The sequence below is a fragment of the Massilia pinisoli genome (assembly GCF_024753285.1).
GTDB classification, from domain to species: domain Bacteria; phylum Pseudomonadota; class Gammaproteobacteria; order Burkholderiales; family Burkholderiaceae_D; genus Telluria; species Telluria pinisoli.
The window spans coordinates 203,750-227,860 of the sequence record NZ_JANUGW010000002.1; the positions used below are offsets into that span (position 1 = coordinate 203,750).

General features: G+C 68.2%; 12 protein-coding genes. 7 read left to right on the forward strand and 5 right to left on the reverse strand.

From position 1 onward, the window contains the following. Positions 1-9: 9 nt before the first annotated feature. Positions 10-4,923, reverse strand: coding sequence for a response regulator (locus tag NX784_RS03150; protein WP_258815245.1), 4,914 nt, complete (start codon positions 4,921-4,923; stop codon positions 10-12). A gap of 452 nt (positions 4,924-5,375) precedes the next feature. Here NX784_RS03150 and NX784_RS03155 point away from each other — a divergent pair, with 452 nt between their 5' ends. Then, positions 5,376-6,107 carry a helix-turn-helix transcriptional regulator gene (locus tag NX784_RS03155; protein ID WP_258815246.1) on the forward strand — a complete coding sequence of 244 codons (732 nt, stop codon included), beginning with the start codon at positions 5,376-5,378 and terminating at the stop codon, positions 6,105-6,107. On the opposite strand, the gene NX784_RS03160 is transcribed toward NX784_RS03155, so the two are convergent. After that, the gene (locus tag NX784_RS03160; protein ID WP_258815450.1) at positions 6,082-6,297 is read right to left on the reverse strand and encodes a helix-turn-helix domain-containing protein; all 216 of its coding nucleotides are present in this window, start codon (positions 6,295-6,297) and stop codon (positions 6,082-6,084) included. The two genes, NX784_RS03155 and NX784_RS03160, sit on opposite strands and share 26 nt — an antisense overlap. 222 nt (positions 6,298-6,519) lie before the next feature. Next, positions 6,520-8,559, reverse strand: coding sequence for a prolyl oligopeptidase family serine peptidase (locus tag NX784_RS03165; RefSeq protein ID WP_258815247.1), 2,040 nt, complete (start codon positions 8,557-8,559; stop codon positions 6,520-6,522). A gap of 107 nt (positions 8,560-8,666) precedes the next feature. Between NX784_RS03165 and NX784_RS03170 the strand changes: the two genes are divergently transcribed. The 6 genes from NX784_RS03170 to NX784_RS03195 are packed head-to-tail and all read left to right on the forward strand — an operon-like array spanning position 8,667 to position 20,802. Further along, entirely contained in the window at positions 8,667-10,892 is a 2,226-nt protein-coding gene (locus NX784_RS03170) for a CHASE domain-containing protein (RefSeq protein WP_258815248.1), read from the forward strand. A gap of 60 nt (positions 10,893-10,952) precedes the next feature. Next, positions 10,953-14,354 (forward strand): exodeoxyribonuclease V subunit gamma, encoded by a 3,402-nt coding sequence (gene recC, locus NX784_RS03175; protein WP_258815249.1) that lies wholly within the window; start codon positions 10,953-10,955, stop codon positions 14,352-14,354. Further along, positions 14,351-18,001 (forward strand): exodeoxyribonuclease V subunit beta, encoded by a 3,651-nt coding sequence (recB, locus tag NX784_RS03180; RefSeq protein ID WP_258815250.1) that lies wholly within the window; start codon positions 14,351-14,353, stop codon positions 17,999-18,001. Before recC ends, recB begins: the two co-directional genes overlap by 4 nt. Next, positions 17,991-19,976 (forward strand): exodeoxyribonuclease V subunit alpha, encoded by a 1,986-nt coding sequence (recD, locus tag NX784_RS03185; RefSeq protein ID WP_258815251.1) that lies wholly within the window; start codon positions 17,991-17,993, stop codon positions 19,974-19,976. Before recB ends, recD begins: the two co-directional genes overlap by 11 nt. Continuing rightward, positions 19,973-20,239, forward strand: a complete 267-nt coding sequence (locus tag NX784_RS03190) for a UBP-type zinc finger domain-containing protein (RefSeq protein ID WP_258815252.1) — start codon at positions 19,973-19,975, stop codon at positions 20,237-20,239. Before recD ends, NX784_RS03190 begins: the two co-directional genes overlap by 4 nt. Positions 20,240-20,274: 35 nt before the next feature. Beyond that, complete coding sequence (locus tag NX784_RS03195) at positions 20,275-20,802, forward strand: DUF488 domain-containing protein (RefSeq protein WP_258815253.1); 528 nt, start codon at positions 20,275-20,277, stop codon at positions 20,800-20,802. Here NX784_RS03195 and NX784_RS03200 read toward each other — a convergent pair whose 3' ends face one another. Beyond that, entirely contained in the window at positions 20,803-22,479 is a 1,677-nt protein-coding gene (locus tag NX784_RS03200; protein WP_258815254.1) for an ATP-binding protein, read from the reverse strand. Then, a complete protein-coding gene (locus NX784_RS03205) occupies positions 22,466-23,980 on the reverse strand; it encodes an ATPase domain-containing protein (protein WP_258815255.1) in 1,515 nt (504 codons plus the stop codon). Before NX784_RS03205 ends, NX784_RS03200 begins: the two co-directional genes overlap by 14 nt. Between the last annotated feature and the right edge of the window lie 131 nt (positions 23,981-24,111).

Consider the following 24,111-nt stretch of genomic DNA (forward strand, 5'->3'; position numbering starts at 1 on the left):
CAGCCGTCATCAGTGCAACCACACCCGCATCATCGACAGCAGCTGCGCGACGTCGACGGGCTTCGTGATGTAGTCGGACGCGCCGGCGGCGATGCACTTGTCGCGGTCACCCTTCATCGCCTTCGCCGTCAGGGTGATGATCGGCAGCGACTTGAATTTCGGGATGCGGCGGATGGCGCGCATCGTGTCGTAGCCGTCCATCTCCGGCATCATGATGTCCATCAGGACGATCTCGATGGTCGGATCCTTTTCCAGCACCTCGATGCCGTCGCGGCCATTCTCCGCGAACAGCACCTGCATCTGCTGGCGCTCCAGCAGAGACGACAGGGCGAAGATGTTACGCAGGTCATCGTCGACGATGAGGACCTTGCGTCCGGCCAGGCCGCCGTCCGCCGCGTGGATCTCTTCCAGCATGCGGCGCTGCGTCTCCGGCAGGCTGGCCTGCGAGCGGTGCAGGAACAGCGCCGTCTCGTCGAGCAGGCGTTCCGGCGAGCGCGCGTCCTTGACGACGATGGTCTTGGCGTAGCGCTTCAGCTTCGTGACTTCCTTGCGCGACAACTCCTGCGCCGTGTAGATCACGATCGGCAGGTCGCGCAACTGCGGCTGCTTGCCGATCTGGTCGAGCAGGTCGAAGCCGGAGATGTCGGGCAAGGTGAGGTCCAGGACCATGCAGTCGAAGTGCTGCTGCGCGAGCGCCTCCAGCGCCGCTTTGCCGTCTTCCGCCGTCACGATGCGCACGTCGGAATCGCCGATCAGGCCGACGATCGATTCGCGCTGGGCCATGTCGTCTTCCACGACGAGCAGGCTGCGTTTGCCGCCCATGAGGAATTTCTGGATGCGCTTGAATTCCTCCTGCAGCATCTCGCGGCTCACCGGTTTGTTGATGTACGAGATCGCGCCCTGGCGCAGCGCGCGCTCGCGCTCGCGCAGCGACGACATCACGTGCACGGGGATGTGGCGCGTGCTCGGGTCGCGCTTCAGGCGGTCGAGCACCGTGAAGCCGTCGATGTCGGGCAGGTCGATGTCGAGCAGGATCGCGGACGGCAGGTAGTCGCGGGCCAGCGACAGAGCGGAATCGCCGCGGTGCGTGACGATGCCCTTGAAGTTCTTTTCGCGGGCGAATTCCAGCACGGTCTTGGCGAAGCGCTCGTCATCCTCGACGATCAGCACGGACGGGTCGCCCGGCACGATCAGGCCGCGGTCGTCGAGCATCGTCGCGTATTCGACGAGGCTGTTCGACGGGTCGGGCAGGGCGACGCTGGTGACGGCTTCGGGCTCCGCTTCCAGCAGCATCGTCGGGGCCGGGCCGGCCGATTGCTGCGGCTGCGGCGGGGCCAGGCGCGCCGGCTGCGGCTGGCGGGTCTGTTCGTAGTTGATGAAGCCCGCGCGGTTGTACGGCAGGTACAGCGTGAACGTGGAGCCGATGTTGACCGTGGATTCCACGCGGATTTCGCCGCCCAGCAGGCGCGCCAGTTCGCGCGAGATCGACAGGCCCAGGCCCGTGCCGCCGTATTTGCGGGCGGTGGAGCCGTCGGCCTGCTGGAATGCCTCGAAGATCAGTTGAAGCTTGTCGGACGGGATGCCCACGCCGGTATCGCGCACGGAGAACGCCAGCACGGCATCCGCATGCAGCAGGTGCGGGTGGTCCGCGGTCCAGCCGCTCGTCACGAGGCTGATCGTCAGCGACACGTTGCCGTGGCTCGTGAACTTGAACGCGTTCGACAGCAGGTTCTTCAACACCTGCTGCAGGCGCGTCGTGTCCGTCATGACGGCGGTCGGCAGGTTCTCGGCCAGCTCCACCGCGAAGCCCAGGTGCTTCGCTTCGGCCATGTGGCGGAACGTGCGGTCCACGTAGTTCCGCAGGTTCGAGAAGCGGTATTCCGACACGTCCAGCGTGACGGTACCGGACTCGATCTTCGACAGGTCGAGAATGTCGTTGATCAGCGTCAGCAGGTCGGAGCCGGAGCCGTGGATCGTCTTCGCGAATTCCACCTGCTTGGACGACAGGTTGCCTTCCGGGTTATCGGACAGCTGCTGCGCGAGGATCAGCAGCGAGTTCAAAGGTGTCCGCAATTCGTGCGACATATTCGCGAGGAACTCGGACTTGTACTTGGACGACAGCGCCAGCTGCGTCGCCTTTTCTTCCAGCGCCAGCTTCGCCTGCTCCACCTCGCGGTTCTTGCGTTCCACCTCGATGTTCTGCTCGGACAGCAGGCGCGCCTTTTCCGCCAGCTCCTGGTTGGTCTGCTGCAGTTCCTGCGCAAGCGACTGCGACTGCGTCAGCAGCGATTCCGTCCGGCTGTTCGCCTCGATCGTGTTCAGCACGACGCCGATCGATTCCATCAGCTGGTCGAGGAAGGAGAGGTGAGTCTCGGTGAAGCGGTCCAGCGACGCGATCTCGATGACGGCCTTGACCTGCTGTTCGAACAGGATCGGCAGCACGACGATGTTCGTGGGCGGCGCGGAGCCGAGGCCCGACGACACGACGATGTAGTCGCGCGGGACGTCCGTCAGCCAGATGCGGGTCTTCTCCAGCGCGCACTGGCCCACCAGGCCTTCGCCCGGCAGGAACGACGTCGGCAGCTTGCGGCTCGAGCGGTAGCCGTAGCTCGCGATCATGCGCAGGCGCGCGTCGGCTTCCTGCGAATCCATCATGTAGAACACACCGTGGTGCGCCGAGACGAGCGGAGCGAGCTCCGACAGGATCAGCTTCGTCACGGCCTGCAGGTCGCGCTGGCCTTGCAGCAGACGCGTGAAGCGCGCCAGGTTGGTCTTCAGCCAGTCCTGCTGCGCGTTCTTCTGCGTCGTCTCCTTCAGGTTGCGGATCATCTCGTTGATGTTGTCCTTCAGGTAGGACACTTCGCCGCGCGCTTCCACCTGGATGGAACGGGACAAGTCACCGCGCGTCACGGCCGTCGCCACTTCACCGATCGCGCGCATCTGGTTCGTGAGGTTTGCCGCGAGCTGGTTGACGTTCTCCGTCAAGTCCTTCCAGGTACCCGCGACACCGGACACGTTCGCCTGGCCACCGAGCTTACCTTCCGTACCCACCTCGCGCGCCACGCGGGTCACTTCCGATGCGAACGACGACAGCTGGTCCACCATCACGTTGATGGTGTCCTTCAGTTCCAGGATCTCGCCCTTCACGTCCACGGTAATCTTCTTCGACAAGTCGCCGCGCGCCACGGCGGTGGTTACCGCCGCGATGTTACGCACCTGGCCCGTCAGGTTCGACGCCATGAAGTTCACGTTGTCGGTCAAGTCTTTCCACGTACCGCCGACGCCGGGCACGTATGCCTGGCCGCCCAGCTTACCCTCGGTACCCACCTCACGCGCCACGCGGGTCACCTCGGAGGCAAACGAGGACAGCTGGTCCACCATCACGTTGATGGTGTTCTTCAGTTCGAGAATCTCGCCCTTCACGTCCACCGTGATCTTCTTCGACAAGTCGCCGTTCGCCACGGCGGTGGTCACCTCCGCGATGTTACGCACCTGCGCCGTGAGGTTACCCGCCATCGAGTTCACGCCGTCCGTCAAGTCCTTCCACGTACCCGCGACACCAGGCACGTTCGCCTGGCCGCCCAGCTTGCCCTCGGTACCCACTTCGCGGGCCACGCGCGTCACCTCGGACGCGAAGGAGTTCAGCTGGTCCACCATCACGTTGATGGTGTTCTTCAGTTCGAGAATCTCGCCCTTCACGTCCACCGTGATCTTCTTCGACAAGTCGCCGTTCGCCACGGCGGTCGTCACGTCCGCGATGTTACGCACCTGGCCCGTGAGGTTACCCGCCATCGAGTTCACGGAGTCAGTCAAGTCCTTCCAGGTACCGGCAACGCCCTTCACCTGCGCCTGGCCACCGAGCTTGCCTTCCGTACCCACTTCACGCGCCACGCGCGTCACCTCCGATGCGAACGAGGACAACTGGTCCACCATCACGTTGATGGTGTTCTTCAGTTCGAGAATCTCACCCTTCACGTCCACCGTGATCTTTTTCGACAGGTCGCCGTTTGCCACGGCGGTCGTCACCGCGGCGATGTTACGCACCTGGCCCGTCAGGTTCGACGCCATGAAGTTCACGTTGTCGGTCAAGTCCTTCCAGGTGCCGCCGACGCCCGGCACGTACGCTTGGCCGCCCAGCTTGCCCTCGGTACCCACTTCACGGGCCACACGGGTCACCTCGGACGCGAAGGAACGCAGCTGGTCCACCATCACGTTGATGGTGTCTTTCAGCTGCAGGATCTCGCCGCGCACGTCCACCGTGATCTTCTTCGACAAGTCGCCGTTCGCCACGGCGGTGGTCACTTCCGCGATGTTACGCACCTGCGACGTCAGGTTACCCGCCATCGAGTTCACGGAGTCCGTCAAATCCTTCCAGGTACCGGCGACGCCCGGCACGTAGGCCTGGCCGCCCAGCTTGCCCTCTGTACCCACCTCACGCGCCACACGCGTCACCTCGGACGAGAACGACGACAACTGTTCCACCATCGTGTTCGCGGTGGTCGCCGCGCGCAGGTACTGGCCTTTCAGCGGGTGGCCGTCCACTTCCAGCGCCATCGTCTGCGACAGGTCGCCCTTCGCCACGGCGCCGATGACGCGCGCCATTTCCGTCGTCGGGCGCACGAGGTCGTCGATCAGCGTATTGACGGAGCTGATGATGGTGGACCAGCCGCCGACAACGCCGGGCAGCGTGGCGCGCTGCGTCAGATGGCCTTCGCGGCCCACGACGCGCGACACTTCCGTCACTGCCTCGACCATCTTTTCCTTGGTCTCGATGATGTCGTTCAAGGTATCGGCGATCTTGCCGGACACGCCGGTCCAGTCGGACGGCATGCGCACGGAGAAGTCGCCCTTTTTCAGCGCCATCAGCGTGGACAGCAACAGCTTGACGTCGAGCTGTTCAGCCATGTCGGTCATGTTATTCATTGACTAGAAATCCTCGAGGTAGAAAAAGTAGTACGGAAGGGCGGGGCACCGGCGGGCGCCGGGAGGTTGCGGACGTGGAGACCGCAGGATCGGATGTGGACGCGTGCAAGCAAAGTTTGACGGACACGTATTGTTAAATGCCTGGAAGATGCAACGATACACCGGCGTCCAGTCAAGTCAAGCGTAGAAAGTGCCTACGCGACAAGAATGTTACGGGCGCCACATAAACTTGCATTTTTGAAATTTTAAACGGACAATTCGCGCGAGGATAATCGAAAACCGCAGAGGCCGGCGCACGATACGCGGACAGGCGTTTTCGAAGGTGTATCGGAACGACAACTGAGCAAAAGCACGATCTCGCCCAAAATGAATAAAACGCTAATTTTTCGTGCTTTTTGGTTACAACTCAACTAGCATATCGAGTGTCATTACAACAAGAGCGCGAGGAAGCCATGAGGACCGTCGATTTAGACGAGTTGTTACATACCGACACCGCGTCCAGTTGGGGTGAAGCGCTGTTCGCCCTCGGCCGGCAGTATAGTTTTGACAAGGTCTTGTTCGGCATGTCGGGTTCGCGTCACGCCCGCCTCGAAAATGCATTTATCCAAAGCAATTACCCGACGAAATGGCGAGAACGTTACGACGCCGAACGTTTCGCGTACGTCGATCCCATCGTCAGCCATTGCATGTCCAGCACCTTGCCGCTCGTATGGCAGCCCGACATGTTTCGCAGCCCGGCCCAGCGCTCCCTGTACGAGGAAGCCTGCAGCCACGGCATCCGCGCGGGCGTGTCGTTTCCCATCCATGGTCCCAACGGGGAATTCGGCTTGTTGAGCTTTGCCGTCGACACGGCGGCCGACGGCGCGTTCGTGCGCGACGTGGCGAGCATGCTGCCCGACCTGGCCCTCGTGCGCGACTATGCGTTCGCGTCGGGCGTGCGGTTCTGCCCCCCGCCGGCGCAGGAGGCGGCCCCGCGCCTCACCCCGCGTGAGCTGGAAGTGCTCAACTGGGTGATGGTGGGCAAATCGTCGTGGGAAATTTCAAAGATCACCGGCTGCTCCGAGGCGACGGTGAACTTCCATATGGGAAATATCCGGCAGAAGTTCAACGTCAACACCCGGCAACAGGCGGTTGTGAGGGCAATTTCCTTGGGGCTGATTACCCCAGAAGATCACCATCGTTGAGTTTGCCGTTGACATAAAGTTTCAACAGCAGGGCGACCGGGGCCGGAATGGCGAGGCCCGTTTCGAAGCGGCTGCCGCTCGATTGGGTGACGCCGAAGCGGCCCCAGAATTTTTCCTGGCTCTCCCGTTTGCTGATCCGATATTTCTTCAGATCGCTGACGGAGGGCGCCAGGGATGCGGGCGTTTTCATCAGGGTACCTGCCAACGGTTCCCGCAGGCTTGCTTCGGTAACGAAATCATTAGCCATCGCCGCTCCTTCATGGAAAGATGTGTAGGAGACAAGTATTCCATGCAACATTCATTTGGCGTCCTAGCAGACCTGCTAGTTCACGGCCACATCTTCCGGTAGCTGGAAATTGAAAACTGATGGTTACATGCGAAATGTCCTGGCAACGCGTCAAAAACCTCGCTTTTAGTTGAGCTGGTTCAACATGAATGCGTACGTCAGGGCCCACATCGTGGCCGTTTGTTCATTGTTCGCGGCACCCGCGTGACCGCCTTCCGTGTTTTCCCAGTACAGCACGTCGTGGCCCTGGTCGCGCATCCGCGCCGCCATCTTGCGGGCATGGGCCGGGTGGACGCGGTCGTCGCGGGTGGACGTCGTGAACAGCACGCGCGGGTAGTGCCGGCCAGGGGCAACGTTGTGGTACGGCGAGTAGCGGGCCAGGTACACCCACTCGTCGGGATCGTCTGGATCGCCGTATTCGCCGATCCACGACGCGCCCGCCAGCAACTCGTGGTAGCGGCGCATGTCCAGCAGCGGCACTTGGCAGGCGACGGCGCCGAACAGCTCCGGTCGCTGCGTGAGCGCGGCGCCGACGAGCAGGCCGCCGTTGCTGCCGCCCATGATGCCCAGGTGGCGCGGCTGCGTGATGCCCCGGCGGACGAGGTCCTCGGCGACGGCCAGGAAATCGTCGAACGCGTTCTGCCGGTTTTCCTTCAGGGCGGCCTGGTGCCAGCGCGGGCCGAACTCGCCGCCGCCGCGGATATTCGCGAGCACGTACACGCCGCCCTGCGCGAGCCACGCCTCGCCCGTGACGCCGCTGTAGAACGGCGTCAGCGACACTTCGAAGCCGCCGTAGCCGTACAACAGCGTCGGATGCGTGCCGTCCAGCGGGACATCCTTGCGCATCACGACGAAGTACGGGACGTTCGTGCCGTCCGGCGAGCGCGCCGCGAACTGGCTCACGGCATACGGCGCCGCGTCGAAGAACGCGGGCATGGACTTCAGCAGGGTGCGCGCATCGCTGCCGGCGTCCATCAGGGACAGGCTGCTCGGCGTGAGGAAGTCGGTGACGGTCAGGAACAGCTGGTCCGATTCGTATTCGTCCACGGCGGACACGTGCAGCGCGCCCATCCCCGGTACCGCCACGTCGCGCCGCTGCCAGCGGCCGTCGGCGCGGTGCCACTCGACGACGCGGTTCTTGACGTTGTCCAGGATCGTCAGGAACAGCGCCGAGCGCGTCGCCCCGATGCCGTCCAGCGACGTCGTCGCCGACGGCGCGAACAGGACGTCGAAGTCGCGCGCGCCCGCCATGAAGCGGTCGAATCCGATGGCGAGGAGGGCGCCCTGCGGCCAGGTGCGGCCGGCTATCGTCCAGTCGGAGCGCAGTTCGACGATCAGCTGGTCGCGCAGCGCGAACGCGTTCGCGTCGGCCGGCTTGGCGATCGGGATCAGGCGGCCATCCGACGGATCGCGCAGGAACAGTTCGCTCGTGTAGAAATCGACCTGGCGCAGCACGAACTGGCGTGCGTAGCCGGGTGTCCGGTCCGCCCAGGCGGATGCGGACAAGTCGTCCGGCTGCGCCGCGTAGACGAGCGTTGCCTCGTCCAGCGGCGTGCCGCGGCGCCAGGCTTTCACGATGCGCGGATAGCTTGACGCCGTCATCGAGTCCGGCCCGAAGTCCGTGGCGACGAACAGCGTGTCCGCATCGATCCAGCCGACGCTCGTCTTCGCTTCCGGCACGGTGAAGCCGCCGTCGACGAACGCAAGCAGCGCCACGTCGAATTCGCGCACGACGTGGGCGTCGCCGCCGCCGCGCGACAGCGAGACGAGGCAGCGCGTGCCGTGCGGTTCCAGGAATGAAACGCCCGCCCAGACCCAGTTCTCCGCTTCGCTGCGCGCGAGGGCGTCCAGGTCCAGCACCGTTTCCCACGCCGGCTGCGCCTTGCGGTACTCGTCCAACGTGGTGCGGCGCCAGATGCCCCGTTCGTGGTCGGCATCGCGCCAGAAATTATAGAAGCGCCCGTCGTGGTGGCCGACGTACGGGATGCGGTCGCGCGCGTCGAGGATCGTCTTCAGCCGCTCGCGCAGCGCGGCATAGCCGGGCAGGGCCGCCAGTTCGTTTTCCGTTTCCGCGTTGCGGTCGCGTACCCAGCCGAGGGCCCGCTCCGAATCGACGTCTTCCAGCCACAGCCACGGGTCGTCCTCGCTTCTATCCGCCATGCGCATCGCATTCCTTATTGTTGAGCTCGCAAATTCGGCCCGATTCATACATACTAGCAAATACTTAAAAATTTCCGTGCGACAATACTTGTTATCGGATCGGGGCCTACGACATGGCTGACATCGCATCGCGTAACACGGGACTGGGCGCCGCGTTCTGGGCGGGAGGCTGCGTGCTCGCCGTGGCCGTGGGGACCGGCGTCTACCTGGGGGCGGCGCATGCGGTCGACCTGGCCGCGCGGGCCCGCTTCGACCACCTGGCGCGCACCGGCACCCTGCAGCTCGATGGCGCCGTGCGCGCGTACGCGGACGTCGTGCGCGGGTTGGCCGGCCTGTTCGAGGCCAACGGCGGCACGGCGACGCGCCTGCAGTTCCACCGCTACGTCGAGGCGCTCGGTGTGGCCGAACATTATCCCGCGCTCGAATCCGTGAACTTCGCGGCCTACGTCGAGGATGGGGCGCGCGACGCGTTCGTCGCGGCCGTCCGCGCGGATCGCAGCCTCGACCCGGCCGGCTATCCGGACTTCGCGATCCGGCCCGCCGGGCACCGCCCGTCGCACACGGTGCTCACCTACCTGGAACCGCTGCTGCCGGAAAAATTCGGCGTCGACCTGACGGCCGGAGCGCCCGTCGTCGCCCAGACGATGGCGCGTACGCGCGACAGCGGCGGCATGGCGGCGTCCGGGAAGCCCGTCGTCGTGGAGCGGCCCGTGCGCCACCTGGGCATGGGTTTGCGCGCGCCTGTTTATCGAATCTCGGCCGGCGGCACCGTGCCGCTCGACGTCGAAGGGCGGCGCGCGGCGTACGTGGGATCGGTGGGCATCGGCTTTTCCGTGCCGGCCCTCGTGCGGGGCGCCGTGCCCGATGCGGGCGCCCGTCCCGTGGCGTTGCAGTTGTACGCGGCCGCATCGGCCGACGCGGCCGGCCCGCTGTCCGTGAACGGGGCCGACAGCCAGCTGTACGACGGTGCCGGCCCCGCACTGGCGGCGCTGGCGGGCGGCGACGACCTGCTGGAAACCGTGCTGCCCGTGCGCTTCGACGACAATCTGTGGAAGGCGCGCTTCGTCGCCCGCCGCGCCGACCTGGAAAATGGCATGTTGCCCTGGCTGGCCGGGGCCGCCGGCTTCGGCGCGACGCTGCTGGCCTGGGCGTTTGCCGTACGCCTCATGCGCGCGCGGCGCGCGGCCGAGGCACGGAGCGGCCTGCTCGACCTCGTGCTGGACCACGTCGACGCCGCCATCTGGCTGCAGGACCGCGATCGGCGCTACCGCTACGTCAACGCGAAGATGGCGGCTTTGTGCGGCCTGCCCGCGGCGCAGGTGGTGGGGCGGCGCGACCGTGACGTATGGCCGGCCGCGCAGGCCGACGCGCTGTGGGAGTCGGACCGCGCCGTGCTGGCGCTGGGCGAGAAGCGCGCCGCGCAGGACACGGTCGCCGGACGTCCGCTGTGGCGCGTGACGGTGCCCGTCGGCGCCGGCGTGGAACCGGACGCCGTGCTGTGCGTCGCGACCGACGCGGACGATGGTCCCGCGCCGCGGGCCGGTACCCCAGCGTGGCCGGAGACGCGCGCGCCGCGTCCCCACGCTGCCGGCGCGCTCGACGGCGTCACGGTGCTGCTCGTCGAGGACGACGCGTTCCACCAGTTGGTGGCGCGCGAGCTGCTCGAGGATGCGGGCGCGCAGGTCGTCGGCGTGGACGACGGCGCCGACGCGCTGGCCCGGCTGGCACAGCAACGCGTCGACTGCGTATTGATGGACCTGCACATGCCGGACATGGACGGTTACGAGGCGACCCGGCGCATCCGTCTCGACCCCGGCCTGGCGGGCCTGAAGGTGATCGCACTGACGGCGAACGGCGCCAGCGACGAAGAGGCTCGCTGCGTGGCGGCCGGCATGGATGGTTTCGTGGCGAAGCCGGCGGCGCCGGACGCGCTCGTCGCGACGGTCGCGCGCGTGCTCGGGCGTGGGGGCGCGGCGGACGAGCCGGCGGGCACGCTGCTGGACATGCGCGTGCTGTCCGACGCGTTCGGCGGCCAGCCGGAGCGGATGCGCAAGTTCGCGTTCCTGTTCCTGGACGCGGCGCGCGACGGCCTGCGCGAAATCGACCGCGCGCTCGCGGCGCACGACGTGGCGCGGGCGGCTGCCGTCGCGCACCGGCTGAAATCGGCGGCGCGCACGGTGGGCGCGCTCGCGTTCGGCGACGTGTGCGCGGACCTGGAGCGTCTGGACGCGCCGGACGCGGCCCGCGCGCTGGCCGCCCGGCTGCATGGCCTGCTGGCGCGGCTGGAACACCACATCGCCGCCGAGCTGGGCGCGCGCCGCCAGGATCACAAGGCTTGAACTCTACCGCCGGGCGGCTGGAAGTAGTATGCTGCGCGAGTCTCCTCGCCACCCGTCGTCATGCCATCCCCGATCCGCCCCGGCCTCCTCATCCTGCACGGCAACCAGATGGAATTGCTGCGCGCCGCCGTCTTCGACTGGCTGCGCGACAATCCGCTCGGACCGCTGGAGGAAGAGATCATGCTCGTCCAGTCCAACGGCGTGGCCGAGTGGCTCAAGATCGCGCTCGCCGAGGAACTGGGCGTGTGCGCGGCCACCCGCGTGGCGCTGCCGGCGCGCTTCCAGTGGGAAGCCTACCGCGGCATGCTGGGCCCCGAACGGGTGCCGCGCCGCTCGCCGTTCGACAAGGATGCCCTGACGTGGCGCCTGATGCGCCTGTTGCCCGAGGTATTGGACCAGCCCGCGTTCGCGCCGCTCGCGCGCTTCCTGGACGACGGTGACGCCGAGCGCAGGCTGCAACTGGCCGAGCGCCTCGCCGACCTGTACGACCAGTACCAGGTGTACCGCGCCGACTGGCTCGCCGACTGGGCCGACGGCCTGGACCAGTTGCGCCGCGCCGGCGCCGACCCCGTGCCGCTGATGCCCGACCAGCGCTGGCAGGCGCAGCTCTGGCGCGAGGTCCACGCGAGCCTGCCGCCCGAGCGGCGCTGGTCCGGCCGCGCCACGATCCACCAGCAGTTCATGGCGGCCGTGCTGGACGACCGCGCACCCGTGCTGCGGCTGCCGCGCCGCGTGATTTTGTTCGGCATGTCCACGTTGCCGTACCAGACGATCCAGGCGATGGCCGGGCTGTCGCGCCACACGCAGGTGCTGATCGCCGTGCCGAATCCGTGCCGGTTCTACTGGGGCGACATCATCGAGGGCCGCGAGCTGCTGCAGGCCGCGTACAAGCGCCAGCAGCACCGCAACGGCAGCGACCTGTCGGCATTGCCCGTCGAGCAGCTGCACGCGCACAGCCATCCGCTGCTCGCGAGCTGGGGACGGCAAGGCCGCGACTTCGTGCGCATGCTGGACGAATTCGACAACGGCGAGGGCGCGCAATTCGGCAACCTGCGCATCGACCTGTTTACGGACGACGAGGGCAACACGCTGCTCGAACAGGTGCAGGCCGCCGTGCGCGACCTGTTGCCGCTTTCCGAGCACCCGCACGTGCCGCCTCCGATCGAGGACCGCTCGATCGAATTCCACATCGCCCACAGCGCGCAGCGCGAAGTCGAAGTGCTGCACGACCAGCTGCTGTCGTGGTTCGCGGAAGCGCGTGAAGGCGATGAGAGAGGCGCCTTGCGCCCGCGCGACGTCGTCGTGATGGTCCCGGACATCGAGACGTTTTCCGCCGCCGTGCACGCCGTGTTCGACCAGCACAGGCGCAGCGACCCGCGCTACATCCCGTTCGAGATCGGCGACGTGAAGGACCGCAGCCGCAACCCGCTGCTGGTCGCGCTGGAATGGCTGCTGCGGCTGCCGCAGCAGCGCTGCCGCCAGAGCGAGGTGCGCGACCTGCTGGACGTGCCGGCCGTCGCCGCGCGCTTCGGCCTGATCGATGCGGACCTCGCCATCCTCGGCCACTGGATCGAGGGCGCCAGCGTGCGCTGGGGCCTCGACCAGCGCCACCGCGAGGGTCTCGGGCTCGGCTCGGCCGGCGAACAGAATTCCTGGCTGTTCGGCGTGCGCCGCATGCTGCTCGGCTATGCGGCGGGCCACGGCGCGAGCTTCCGCGACATCGAACCGTATCCGGAAGTGGGCGGCCTCGATGCGGCGCTCGCGGGCTCGCTGGCGGAACTCGTCGAGGCGCTGCTCGCATGGCGCGACGACCTCGACCGGACACTCCCACCGATTAAATGGGGCGATTGCGCCCGCGCGCTGCTGGCGCGCTTCTTCCGCGCGACGAGCGAGGAAGACCGCCTGATGCTGCACCAGCTGGAAGAAGCGCTGCAATGCTGGCTGGAGATCTGCGAGAACGCGCTGTTCGACGAACCCGTGTCGCTGGCCGTGATGCGCGAGGCGTGGCTCGGCCAGCTCGACCAGCCCGCGCTGTCGCACCAGTTCGTGTCCGGCGGCGTCACGTTCTGCACGCTGATGCCGATGCGCGCCGTGCCGTTCCGCGTCGTCTGCCTGCTCGGCATGAACGACGGTGACTTCCCGCGCCGCGGCCACCAGTCCGACTTCGACCTGCTGGCGCTGCCGGGCCTCGGCCGCCCGGGCGACCGCTCGCGCCGCGACGACGACCGCTACCTGATGCTGGAAGCGGTATTGGCCGCGCGCGAAAAGCTGTACGTGAGCTGGGTCGGACGCAACGTGCGCGACAACACGGAGCAGCCCGCGTCCGTGCTCGTGTCGCAGCTGCGCGACTACCTGGCCGCCGGCTGGGACCTCGACCTCGCCGAACGCACGACGGTGCACGCGCTGCAGCCGTTCTCGCGCCGCTACTTCGAGCGCGGCGGCCTGCTCACGTACGCGGGCGAATGGCGCGCCGCGCACGGCGCTGGCGCGGCCGGGACGGACGACGACGCGCTGCCGCCGTTCGAGCTCGACCCCGACTACCGGCTCACGTTGGGCGAGCTCGCGAGCTTCCTGCGCCAGCCGGCGCGCTTCTTCTTCCGCCGCCGCCTCGGGGTCACGTTCACGGATCTGCAGGTCGTCGGCGAGGACGAGGAACCATTCTCGCTGGACGCCCTCGAGCGCTACTTCCTCGAAGACACGCTGCTGGACGACAGCGGCACGCCGGAAGCGCCCGGCGAGGTGCGCCAGGTGCTGGAGAACCGTGCCGCGCGGCTCGCGCGCGAAGGCGTGCTACCGATCGGCCTCGTGGGCCGGCAGTGGCAGCAGCAGCTCGTCGACGACCTCGTGCCCGTGCGGCGCGCGTGGCTGGAGCTGGGCAGCCGCTATCCGCGTCCCGCGCCCAAGCTCGTCGTCGCCATCGACGTGGACGGCGTGCGCATCGAGGACTGGATCGACCGCCTGCGCAGCAACGACGACGAGACGGTGTGGCTGCTGCAGATGTCGTCGAAGGTCCTGGACCGCAAGGGCGAGCCGCGCGGCGACAAGTTGCTCGGCCCGTGGCTGCGCCAACTGGCGGCCGCCGCGATGGGCGAGGCCGTCGGCGGCGTGCTCGTCGCGCGCGACGCGAGCCTCGCGCTGGCGCCGCTCGCGCAGGACGCGGCGCGCGCGCAGCTGGCCAACCTCGTCGCGCTGTGGCGCGCGAACCTCGACCGGCCGCTTCCCGTCGCGTGCAAGACGGCGCTCGCGCACCTGGCGGGCGGCGACGCGCGCGAGACGTATGACGGCGGCTTCGAGATCGACGGCGAAGTGCTCGATCCTTGCCTCGCCCGGCTGTGGCCGGAATTCGCGCTGCTGCGCGCCGGCGGCGGCTGGCCGATGGTGGCCGAGGCGCTGTATGGCCCGCTCGTCGCGTGGCTGAAGGAAAGCATCGTGGTGACGCGCTTCGACGGAGACGCGCCATGAGCCAGTTGCTCGACGCCCTGACATTCCCCCTGCACGGCTCGCGCCTCATCGAGGCCAGCGCGGGCACCGGCAAGACGTGGACCATCGCCGCGCTGTACCTGCGCCTCGTGCTGGGCCATGGCGGCGAGAAGGGTTATGCGCGGCCGTTGATGCCGCCCGAAATCCTCGTGATGACGTTCACGCGCGCGGCCACGCGCGAGCTGTCGAACCGCGTGCGTGAACGCCTCGTGCAGGCCGCCGCTTGCTTCCGCGGCGAGGCGGACGCGGACGACCCGTACCTGCAAGCGCTGGCCGATGCGTACGACGACGAGGCCGCGCGTCTCGTCGCGGCGCACCGCCTCGTGCTCGCGGCCGAGACGATGGACGAGGCGGCGATCTTCACCATCGACGCATGGTGCCAGCGCATGCTGCGCGAGCACGCGTTCGACAGCGGCAGCCTGTTCGACGAGGAACTCGTCGGCGACGAGCGCGCGCTGTTCGAGGACGCCGCGCACGATTACTGGCGCCAGCACGTGTACCCGCTGAACGGGGCCGCGTTGGCGAGCCTGCTGTCGTGCTGGAGCGACGTGGAAGCGCTGAAGCGCTCCGTGCGGGAACTCGTGCAGCGCGCCGGCCGCATCGACGACGGCAACGAACGGCCGCTGGGCGCCGTCATCGTCGACGCGGAACGCACGCAGCGCGATGAACTGAAGCGGCTGAAGGACGGCTGGCATGCGCGCGCCGACGCGATGGAGGCGTGGATCGCGGCGCAGCGCGGCGCGAACCCGAAGGCGTTCAACGGCAACAAGATGCGGCCGGACTCGCTGGCGAAAGCGTTCGATGCGCTGCGCCGCTGGGGCGACGACCCGCAAGCCCATTATCCGCAACTCACCGACGCGTTGTGGCAGCGTTTGACACCGGCCGGCATCGAGGACGCGTTCAGCAAGGATTACAGCGCGCCGGTGCCCGACTGCTTCGAGCACACTGAGGCATTGAAAGCGGGGCTCGATGCCATCGCGCCCGTGTCGCACGCGCTGCTGCGCCACGCCGCCTGCGCCATCGCGCACCGCATGGCGGAGCTGAAGCGCCGCAACCGCCAGTTCGGCTTCGCCGACATGCTCGTCCGCCTGAAGGACGCGCTGCAAGGACCGAACGGCGAGGCGCTGCGGCGCCGCATCCTCGACCAGTATCCGGTGGCGCTGGTCGACGAATTCCAGGACACGTCGCCCGACCAGTACCGCATCTTCGACCTGCTGTACCGCGTGGCCGACAACGATCCGGCGCGCGGGCTGTTCCTCATCGGCGACCCGAAGCAGTCGATCTACGGCTTCCGTGGTGCCGACATCCACAGCTATCTGTCGGCGCGGCGGGCCACGCACGGCCGCCACTACCAGCTGGGCACGAACTACCGCTCGACACGCCAGCTCGTCGCGGCCGTCAACCAGCTGTTCCGCCACGCGGAAGGCAACTACGCGGCCGGCGCCTTCCGCTTCCGCAAGGGCGAGGAGAATCCGCTGCCGTTCGACGCCGTCGACGCGGCGGGGCGCAAGCAGCAACTCGTCGGCGTCGACGGCCCGTTCCAGGCGCTGGCCGTCGGCCTCGCGCAGGCGGACGACTTGCGCGCGGACGACTACCGCGAATTCTTCGCCCAGCACTGCGCGGAGCACATCGTCCGCGTGCTCAACGACCCGCACGTCGGGTTCGCGGACGACGCGGGCCGTTTCACGCGGCTGCTGCCGGCCGACATCGCGATCCTCGTGCGCGACCGGCGCGAGGCGGCCGCGGTGCGCCGCGCGCTCGTGCAGCGCAAGGTCGCGAGCGTGTACTTGTCCGACCAGGACTCCGTCGTGGAAAGCGCGGAGGCGGGCGACGTGCTGCGCTGGCTGCAGGCCGTCGCGAATCCGCTCGACGTCACGCTCGCGCGCGCCGCGTTCGCCACCGCCACCTGCGCGCTGCCGCTGGCGGAACTGGCGCAGCTCGCGAGCGACGAACTGGCGTGGGAAGCCCGCGTCGAGCAATTGAAGGCGCTGCACCAGGCCTGGCAGCGCCAGGGCGTGCTGGCGATGCTGCGCCGCTTCATCCACGAACTGGAGCTGCCCGCCAAGCTGCTTGCGGCCGCGGGCGGTGAGCGCCGCCTGACGAATCTGCTGCACCTTGCGGAACTGCTGCAGGAAGCGAGCCGCGAACTGGATGGCGAGCAGGCGCTGATCCGCTGGTTCGCCGAGCAGGTCGAAGGCGTGGGCGAGGGCCGGGGTGACGACAACAGCGAACGCGTGCTGCGGTTGGAGTCCGACGCGGAACTCGTGAAAGTCGTCACCGTCCACAAGTCGAAGGGCCTGGAGTATCCGCTCGTGTACCTGCCGTTTGCCGTCACGGCGCGCAAGACGGACCGCCGCAACCGTGCGTTCTTCGAATACGTGGAAGAGGGCGGCGAGCGTCGCATCGACCTCGCGCTGTCCGATACGGCGCTGGAAGCCGTCGACCGCGCGCGGCTGGAAGAAGACCTGCGCCTGCTTTACGTGGCGCTGACACGCGCGCGGCACTTCCTGTGGCTCGGTGTCGCGGCCGTCGCGGCGCGCAAGAAGGGCGAGAACCAGTTGCACGAATCGGCGCTCGGCTACCTGCTGACGGGCGGCACGCCGGTGCCGGGCGACGCGGTGCGCGACCGGTGGGAGGCATTGCGCGCTGGTGTCGACGGCATCGAGCTGCACACATTGGCCACGCCGGACGGCTGCACGGTGTTGCGCCGCGCGGACGTGCGGCCGGAGCTCGTGGAACCGCCCCGCTTCGACGCGCGCTTCGAACGCAACTGGGCCGTCGGCTCGTTCACGTCGCTGACGAAGAACACGGTGACGGTGGCGCCGCCCACGCGGCCGCAGGAAGAAAACCTGATGGAAGAGGAAGACCCCGGCGTGGTGCCGGTCACGCACAGCGAGGACGCGCCGTGGCACCGCTTCCCGCGCGGCGCCGGCCCTGGCAACTTCCTGCACGAGCAGCTCGAGTGGATGGCGCAGGATGGCTTCGGGCAGGTCGACGACGAAGGCTTCCGCGGCCGCCTCGCGCAGCGCATCCAGCGCGCCGGCTGGGGCAACCGCCTCGACGATGCGCTGGCGTGGCTGCGCATGATCGCCGTGACGCCGCTGCCGCCCGTCGGCTGCGCGCTGGCGGACATCGACGCGCCGCTGGCCGAGATGGAGTTCTGGTTCCCCAGCCGCCAGCTGGACGTCGCCGCGCTCGACCGCCTGTGCCGCCGCCGCATGCTGGGCACGACCCCGCGCCCCGTGCTGCCGGAACGCCAGCTCCACGGGATGCTGAAGGGCTTCACGGATCTCGTGTTCGAATGCCACGGCCGCTACTGGGTGCTGGACTACAAATCGAACGCGCTGGGGCCGGGCGACGCCGCGTACACGCAAGGCGCGATGGCGGCCGGCATGGCCGAGCACCGCTACGACATCCAGGGCGCCATCTACATGCTGGCCGTGCACCGCCTGCTGCGCGCGCGCCTGGGTGCCGCGTACTCGCCGCAGGAACACCTGGGCGGCGCCGTGTTCCTGTTCCTGCGCGGGATCGGCAACCCGGCCACGCACGGCTGCTACCTGCTCGAGCCGGACCTGGAACTGCTGGACGGCCTCGATCGCCTGCTGGGAAAGGAGACGCATGAAGCCTGACGCGCCCTTCGATGCCGAGGCTCAGTTGGCCCAATTCTGGTCCGAGGTCGAACGCCTGACGGAAGCGGGCGAGCTGCGCCGCCTGTCCGGCGCGTTCGCGCGTTTCGTCGGCACGCTCGGTACGGGCGCCTGCGCGCGGTCGGTACCGCTGCTGCTCGCGTCCCTCGTGCTGTCCGAACTGGAAGGGCGGGGCCACAGCTGCCTGCTGCTGGACGACCTGGCGGGCGACCCGGTTGCGCTTCTCGGCTGGGCCGACGAGGATTGGAAGGTGCTGGCGAAAGCCGCGAAACCGCTGCCGCGCGGCGTCAAGGGCTGGATCGCGCAACTGGCGGCGTGCGAGCAGGTGTGGCGCGTGGGCGACCTCGATTACGACCAGCCCCTGGTGCTGGACGACAGCCGGCTGTACCTGCGCCGCTACTGGCGCGACGAGACGCTCGTCGCCACGTGCGTGCGCACGCGTGCGCAGGAGCGGCGCGACGTCGACCTCGAGCAGGCGCGCACGTGGCTGGAAATCCTGTTCGGCGCGCAGCGCGCGGGCGAGTCGCCGGACTGGCAGCGCATCGCCTGCGCCGTCGCGCTGCGCGGCGCGTTCGCCATCATCACGGGCGGCCCGGGTACGGGTAAGACGTACACGGTGGCGCGCCTGCTGGCCCTCCTGTTCGCGACGGCGCCCGACGCCGCGCGCCAGCGCATCGCGCTCGCCGCCCCGACCGGGAAGGCCGCGGCGCGCCTGAAGCAGTCGATCGACAAGGCACTGACCGAGCTGGCCGACCGCGTCGGCGGCGCCTTGCCGCTGCGCGAACTCACCGCGCGCATGGGCGCCGCGCGCACCTTGCACAGCCTCCTGGGGGCGCGCCCGGACACGCGCAGCTTCGCGCACCACCGCGGCAATCCGCTCGACGTGGACGTATTGATCGTCGACGAGGCGTCGATGGTGCACCTGGGGATGATGGCGTCGCTGCTGGACGCGCTGCCTGCCGGCGCCACGCTGATCCTCCTCGGCGACAAGGACCAGCTGGCGTCGGTGGAAGCGGGCGCCGTGCTGGGCGATCTGTGTCACGATGCGCAGGCCGGGCACTACGACGCGGCCACGTTTGCCTATGTGCACGCAGCCAGCGGCGAGACGATCCCGCCGGAGTACATGGGCACGGGCGGCCCGCTCGCCCGGCAGACCGTGATGCTGCGCCACAGCCGCCGCTTCGGCGGCCCGATCGGCAAGCTGGCGCTGGCCGTGAACGCGGGCGACGTCGACGGCGCCGCCGCGGCGCTGCGCGCGCCGGAGGCGGCCGGTGTGCTGCGCTGGATCGATCACGCGCACCAGCACCACGTGATCCAGCTGGCGAACGAAGGCTACCGGCCGTACCTGGAGCTGCTGCGCGCGGGAAGCGCAGGCCATGGTAGCCACGAGGACTGGGTGCGCGCCGTGCTGCAGCGCTTCGAAGCGTTCCGCGTGCTGTGCGCCGTGCGCGAAGGCGAGTGGGGCGTCGAGGGCTTGAACGGCGCGATCGAGCAGCGCCTCGCGCACGCGGGCCTGATCGCACGCGGCGACTGGTATGTGGGGCGCCCCGTCATGGTCACGCGCAACGACTATCCGACCAAGACCTTCAACGGCGACATCGGCCTCGCGCTGCCGGACCCCGCGCGTCCGGGCTCGCTGCGCGTGTGGTTCCTCGAAGGCGACAACGTGCGCAGCGTGCTCGCGACGCGCCTGCGCCACGTGGAGACGGCGTACGCGATGACCGTGCACAAATCGCAGGGTTCCGAGTTCGCGCACACGGTGCTCGCGCTGCCGAAAGAAGGGGGCGCCGTGCTGGCGCGCGAGTTAGTCTATACGGGCATCACGCGCGCGAGCCGGCAATTCACGTTGACGACGCCGGCACCCGCCGTGCTGGGCGAGGCGATCCTGCGCCGCACGCACCGGGCCAGCGGCTTGCGGGGGATGGTGGACAAGGGACACGACGGGAGAAACGCATGAGCAACGACTGCACGCATTTCCATCAGATCGCCACGCGCGATGGCAACACGGACGGCTGCGAGGAATGCCTCAAGTTGGGCGACACGTGGGTACACCTGCGCGTGTGCCTGACGTGCGGCCACGTCGGGTGCTGCGACGATTCGAAGAACAGGCACGCGACCAAGCATTTTCATGCGACGGCGCACCCGGTGATCCGCTCGAAGGAGCCGGGCGAGACGTGGGGCTGGTGCTACGTCGACCGCATCGTCAAGGATCCAGTGTAGCGCCAGGCCGCGTGCGTCCATGCCAGAATGGGCGCATGGACACCGTCTGCACCGTCGGCCATTCGAACCGCACGATCGAGGACTTCATCGGCCTGTTGTGGCAGAACGGCATCGCCTGCCTGCTCGACATCCGCACGGTGCCGAAGTCGCGCCACAATCCGCAGTTCGGCCAGGACCAGCTCGCGCAATCGCTGGCCGACGCGGGCATCGAATACCGCTACCTGCCGGGCCTCGGCGGCCTGCGCCGCCCGCGCAAGGACTCGCCGAACGCGGGCTGGCGCAACACGTCGTTTCGGGGCTACGCCGACTACATGCAGACCGAAGAATTCGCCGCGAACGTCGACACCGTGATCGCGCTGGGCCGCGACCGACCGTGCGCGCTGATGTGCGCGGAAGCGGTGCCGTGGCGCTGCCACCGCTCGCTCGTCGCGGACGCGCTGCTCGTGCGCGGCGTGCCCGTCGACGACATCATCGATGCGCGCCAGCGCCGTCCGCACAAGCTGACGCCGTTTGCCCGCGTCGACGGCCTGCGCATCACCTATCCGCAGGAAGACGCGGCGTAGTCACGCCAGGTTCACGACGCGGTTGACGGCCGCGCTCAATTCGGCGAGCTGGAACGGCTTGCGCAGCACGGCGTGCGTGCCGATCGCATTCTCGATGGCATCCATGTCCGCATACCCCGTCGCCACCAGCACGGGCAGGCGCGGGAACAGCTCGCGTGCGCGGATGGCCAGCTCGACGCCCGTCATGTCGGGCATCAGGTAGTCCGTCAGCAGCAGGCCAGGCTCGCTGCAGGCCAGCGCGGCCAGGCCCTGCACGGCGCCGCCCGCCTGCGACACGTTGCAGCCCAGGGCCAGCAGCGCATCGACGATGCCGGCGCGGACGTCGCCGTCGTCCTCCACGACGAGCACCTTCAGGCCGGCCAGCCGCTGGCGGTCGACGGCGACCAGTCCTTCGTGCGACCCGTCGCCGTGCGCGGCGCGCAGCCAGATCTCGACCGTCGCGCCCTGGCCCGGCGCACTGCGGATGAAGGCACCGCCGCCGGATTGCTGGGCCATGCCATAGACCTGGCTCAGTCCGAGGCCGGTCCCCTTGCCGACGCCCTTGGTCGTGAAGAACGGTTCAAAGACCTTGGCCGCGATTTCCGGCGACATCCCGGGCCCGTCGTCGGAGACGGTGACGCACACATACGCGCCCGCGGCGAGCGTCCCGGCGGGCGGCTGCGCACAGGCGGCGCGCAGGTCGATCGCGCCGCGTCCCTTCATCGCGTCGCGTGCGTTGATGACGAGGTTGAGCAACGCCATCTCCATCTGGCTCGTGTCGGCCAGGACGGCGTCGACGTCGGCGCCGATCGACGTGGACAACGTGATACCGCTGCCGAGGATGGGTTTCGCGAGCTCGGCGACGTTCTCGAACAGCGTCCTGACGGGCAGGGGATGCAGGTCGAGCACCTGGTTGCGCGCGAACGACAGCAGCTGGCTCGTGAGTTTCGCGCCGCGCCGGCACGCGGCCTGCGCCGTCCTGGCGCGCTCGCGCGTCATGTCCTCGCGGGAGAACAAGCCGATGAGCTCCATATTGCCCTGGATGACGTTCAGCAGATTGTTGAAGTCGTGTGCGATGCCGCCCGTAAACCGCCCGAGGAACTCGAGCTTTTGCGCCTGCGCCATGGCTTGCTCGGCGCGTTCGCGTTCCATGATTTCCGCCGTGAGCCGGTCGTTGGCGCGCGCGAGGGCGCGGGTGCGCTCGGCGACGCGCGCTTCCAGGTGCGCGTTCAGCGACGCGAGTTCCTGCGCGACCGCCGCGCGCTGGGCCAGCACTTCGCGGGCCTCGTACTGGCGCCGCCGCGCGCGCAGGGCCGAGGCGGCCGCGGTGGCCAGCGTATCGGCACTCAGCGGGCGTTCCAGCAGGATCACGTTGCCGAGCACGCCCAGCGTCGCCTTCAGTTGCGCCGGGGCCGTGCCGAACCGCTTGGCCAGCAGGACGACGAACGGAAAGTCCGACCACGATTCCTGTTTCCCGAGCCATTCGGACAGGCGCGCCAGCGCAGGCGGCGACAGCGCTTCCTCGGCGACGATGGCCGCCGCGGCGCCGTGCCCGACGGCGTCGACGAGCGCGTCGGCATGGGCGACGACTTCGCAGTCGACGCCGTCGCGCGCCACGACGCCCGCGATCACGTCGGCGTCGCGTCCATGCGGCGCGACGATCAGGACCCGCTGCTCGCGCCGGTCAATCGTTGGCATCGGTCGCGAGCATCATTGGGGTCCCCCCGCGGTAGGCCGGCAAGCCCGTCAGCACGCCTTCGAAGCCTTCGAGTGCCGCGCCGACCTCGATGCCGCCGGCGCCGAGCAGCAGTTCGTGAATGGTCAAGGCGTGGCTCGTCGTCCTGCTCTTGGACACGGTGATCGCGCGCCGAAGCTTGCCGCCCGCTTCGAAATACCGCAGCAGCATCGTCGAGTCGCTGAGGTAGCTGAGATCGACGTCGCGCACGACTTCGCCGATGATGCCGTGCTCGCCGAGGATCAGCGCCGTCGTGACGCCCTTCTGGTTGAGATAGGCGAGCAGCTCGTGCATCTGCAGGACGAGGAATTGCTCGCCCGGCATGGCTTGCAGATAGGCGTTGAGGCTGTCGATGGCGATGAACACCGCGCCGTCGACTTCCACGGAATCGCGCAGCATCTGCGCGAACTGGCCGGGCGCCAGTTCGGCGGGATCGATGTGGCGCACGGCGAGCAGGCCCGTCTCGAGGTGCGGCCGCAGGTCGAGGCCGAGCGCGGCCGCGCGGGCGAAGAACGTGCCCAGGCCTTCGTCGAACAGGTAGTACGACGCCTTCTCCCCGCGGTTCAGGGCCGCCAGCATGCAGCGCACGACCACGGTCGTCTTGCCGACGCCGGACGGGCCGACGAACAGCGTGTTCGTGCCGGACACGAGGCCGCCGCCGAGCAGCGCGTCGAGTCCGGACGAACCGGTGGAACGCGTGGTCGGCTTGAATTCCATCGTGTGCTCGGCCGCCACCAGGCGCGGGTAGATCTGCAGGCCGCCCGTGTCGAGGACGTAGTCGTGATACCCGCCGCGGAAGGCGATGCCGCGCATCTTCATCACGTTGACCCGGCGCCGTTCCTTGCCGAATTCCTTGGCCAGCTGTTCCAGGCACACGACCCCATGGGCGATGCTGTGCAGGTGCTGGTCGGACTGGCTGCTCTTGTCGTCGAGCATCAGAACAGTGCATGCCCGCGACGCGAAGAACTGCTTGAGCGCGAGGATCTGGCGGCGATAGCGCAGCGGGTTCTGGGCCAGCAGGCGCATCTCGGACAGGCTGTCGAACACCACCCGTGCCGGCTTCGTCCTGTCGACCTGCTCCATGACGCCGCGCGCCGTTTCGCCCAGTTCGATCTCGGCCGGGTGCAGGATCGATTGCTGCGTTTCCGGGTCGAGCGCCTCGTCGCTGGCGAGCTCGAAAATCGACAGCGCGTCGAGCGACCAGCCGTGGCTCTCGGCCACCGCGCGCAATTCGTCCGCCGTTTCCGACAAGGTGATGTAGAGCCCGTGTTCGCCCTTGGCCACGCCGTCGAGCAGGAACTGCATGCCGAGCGTCGTCTTGCCCGTGCCGGGCGTGCCTTCGATCAGGTACACCCGCTCGGCCGTCAGGCCGCCGCCCAGGATGTCGTCCAGGCCGGGGACGCCCGTCGAGATGCGGCGGGAAGACTTGCGGGGTGGTGCGGTCGGGGACAACGGTTCAGACATACTGGATTCCGAAGAATAGCGGCAGGGGCGGAATGGTCCGGCCGCATGACGATTATAAGACGAACCTCCTTCTCATCGGCGCGTCCCATGCATTCGGCTTTGCTTTCTCTGTGGCAACAATGTTAAAGTTG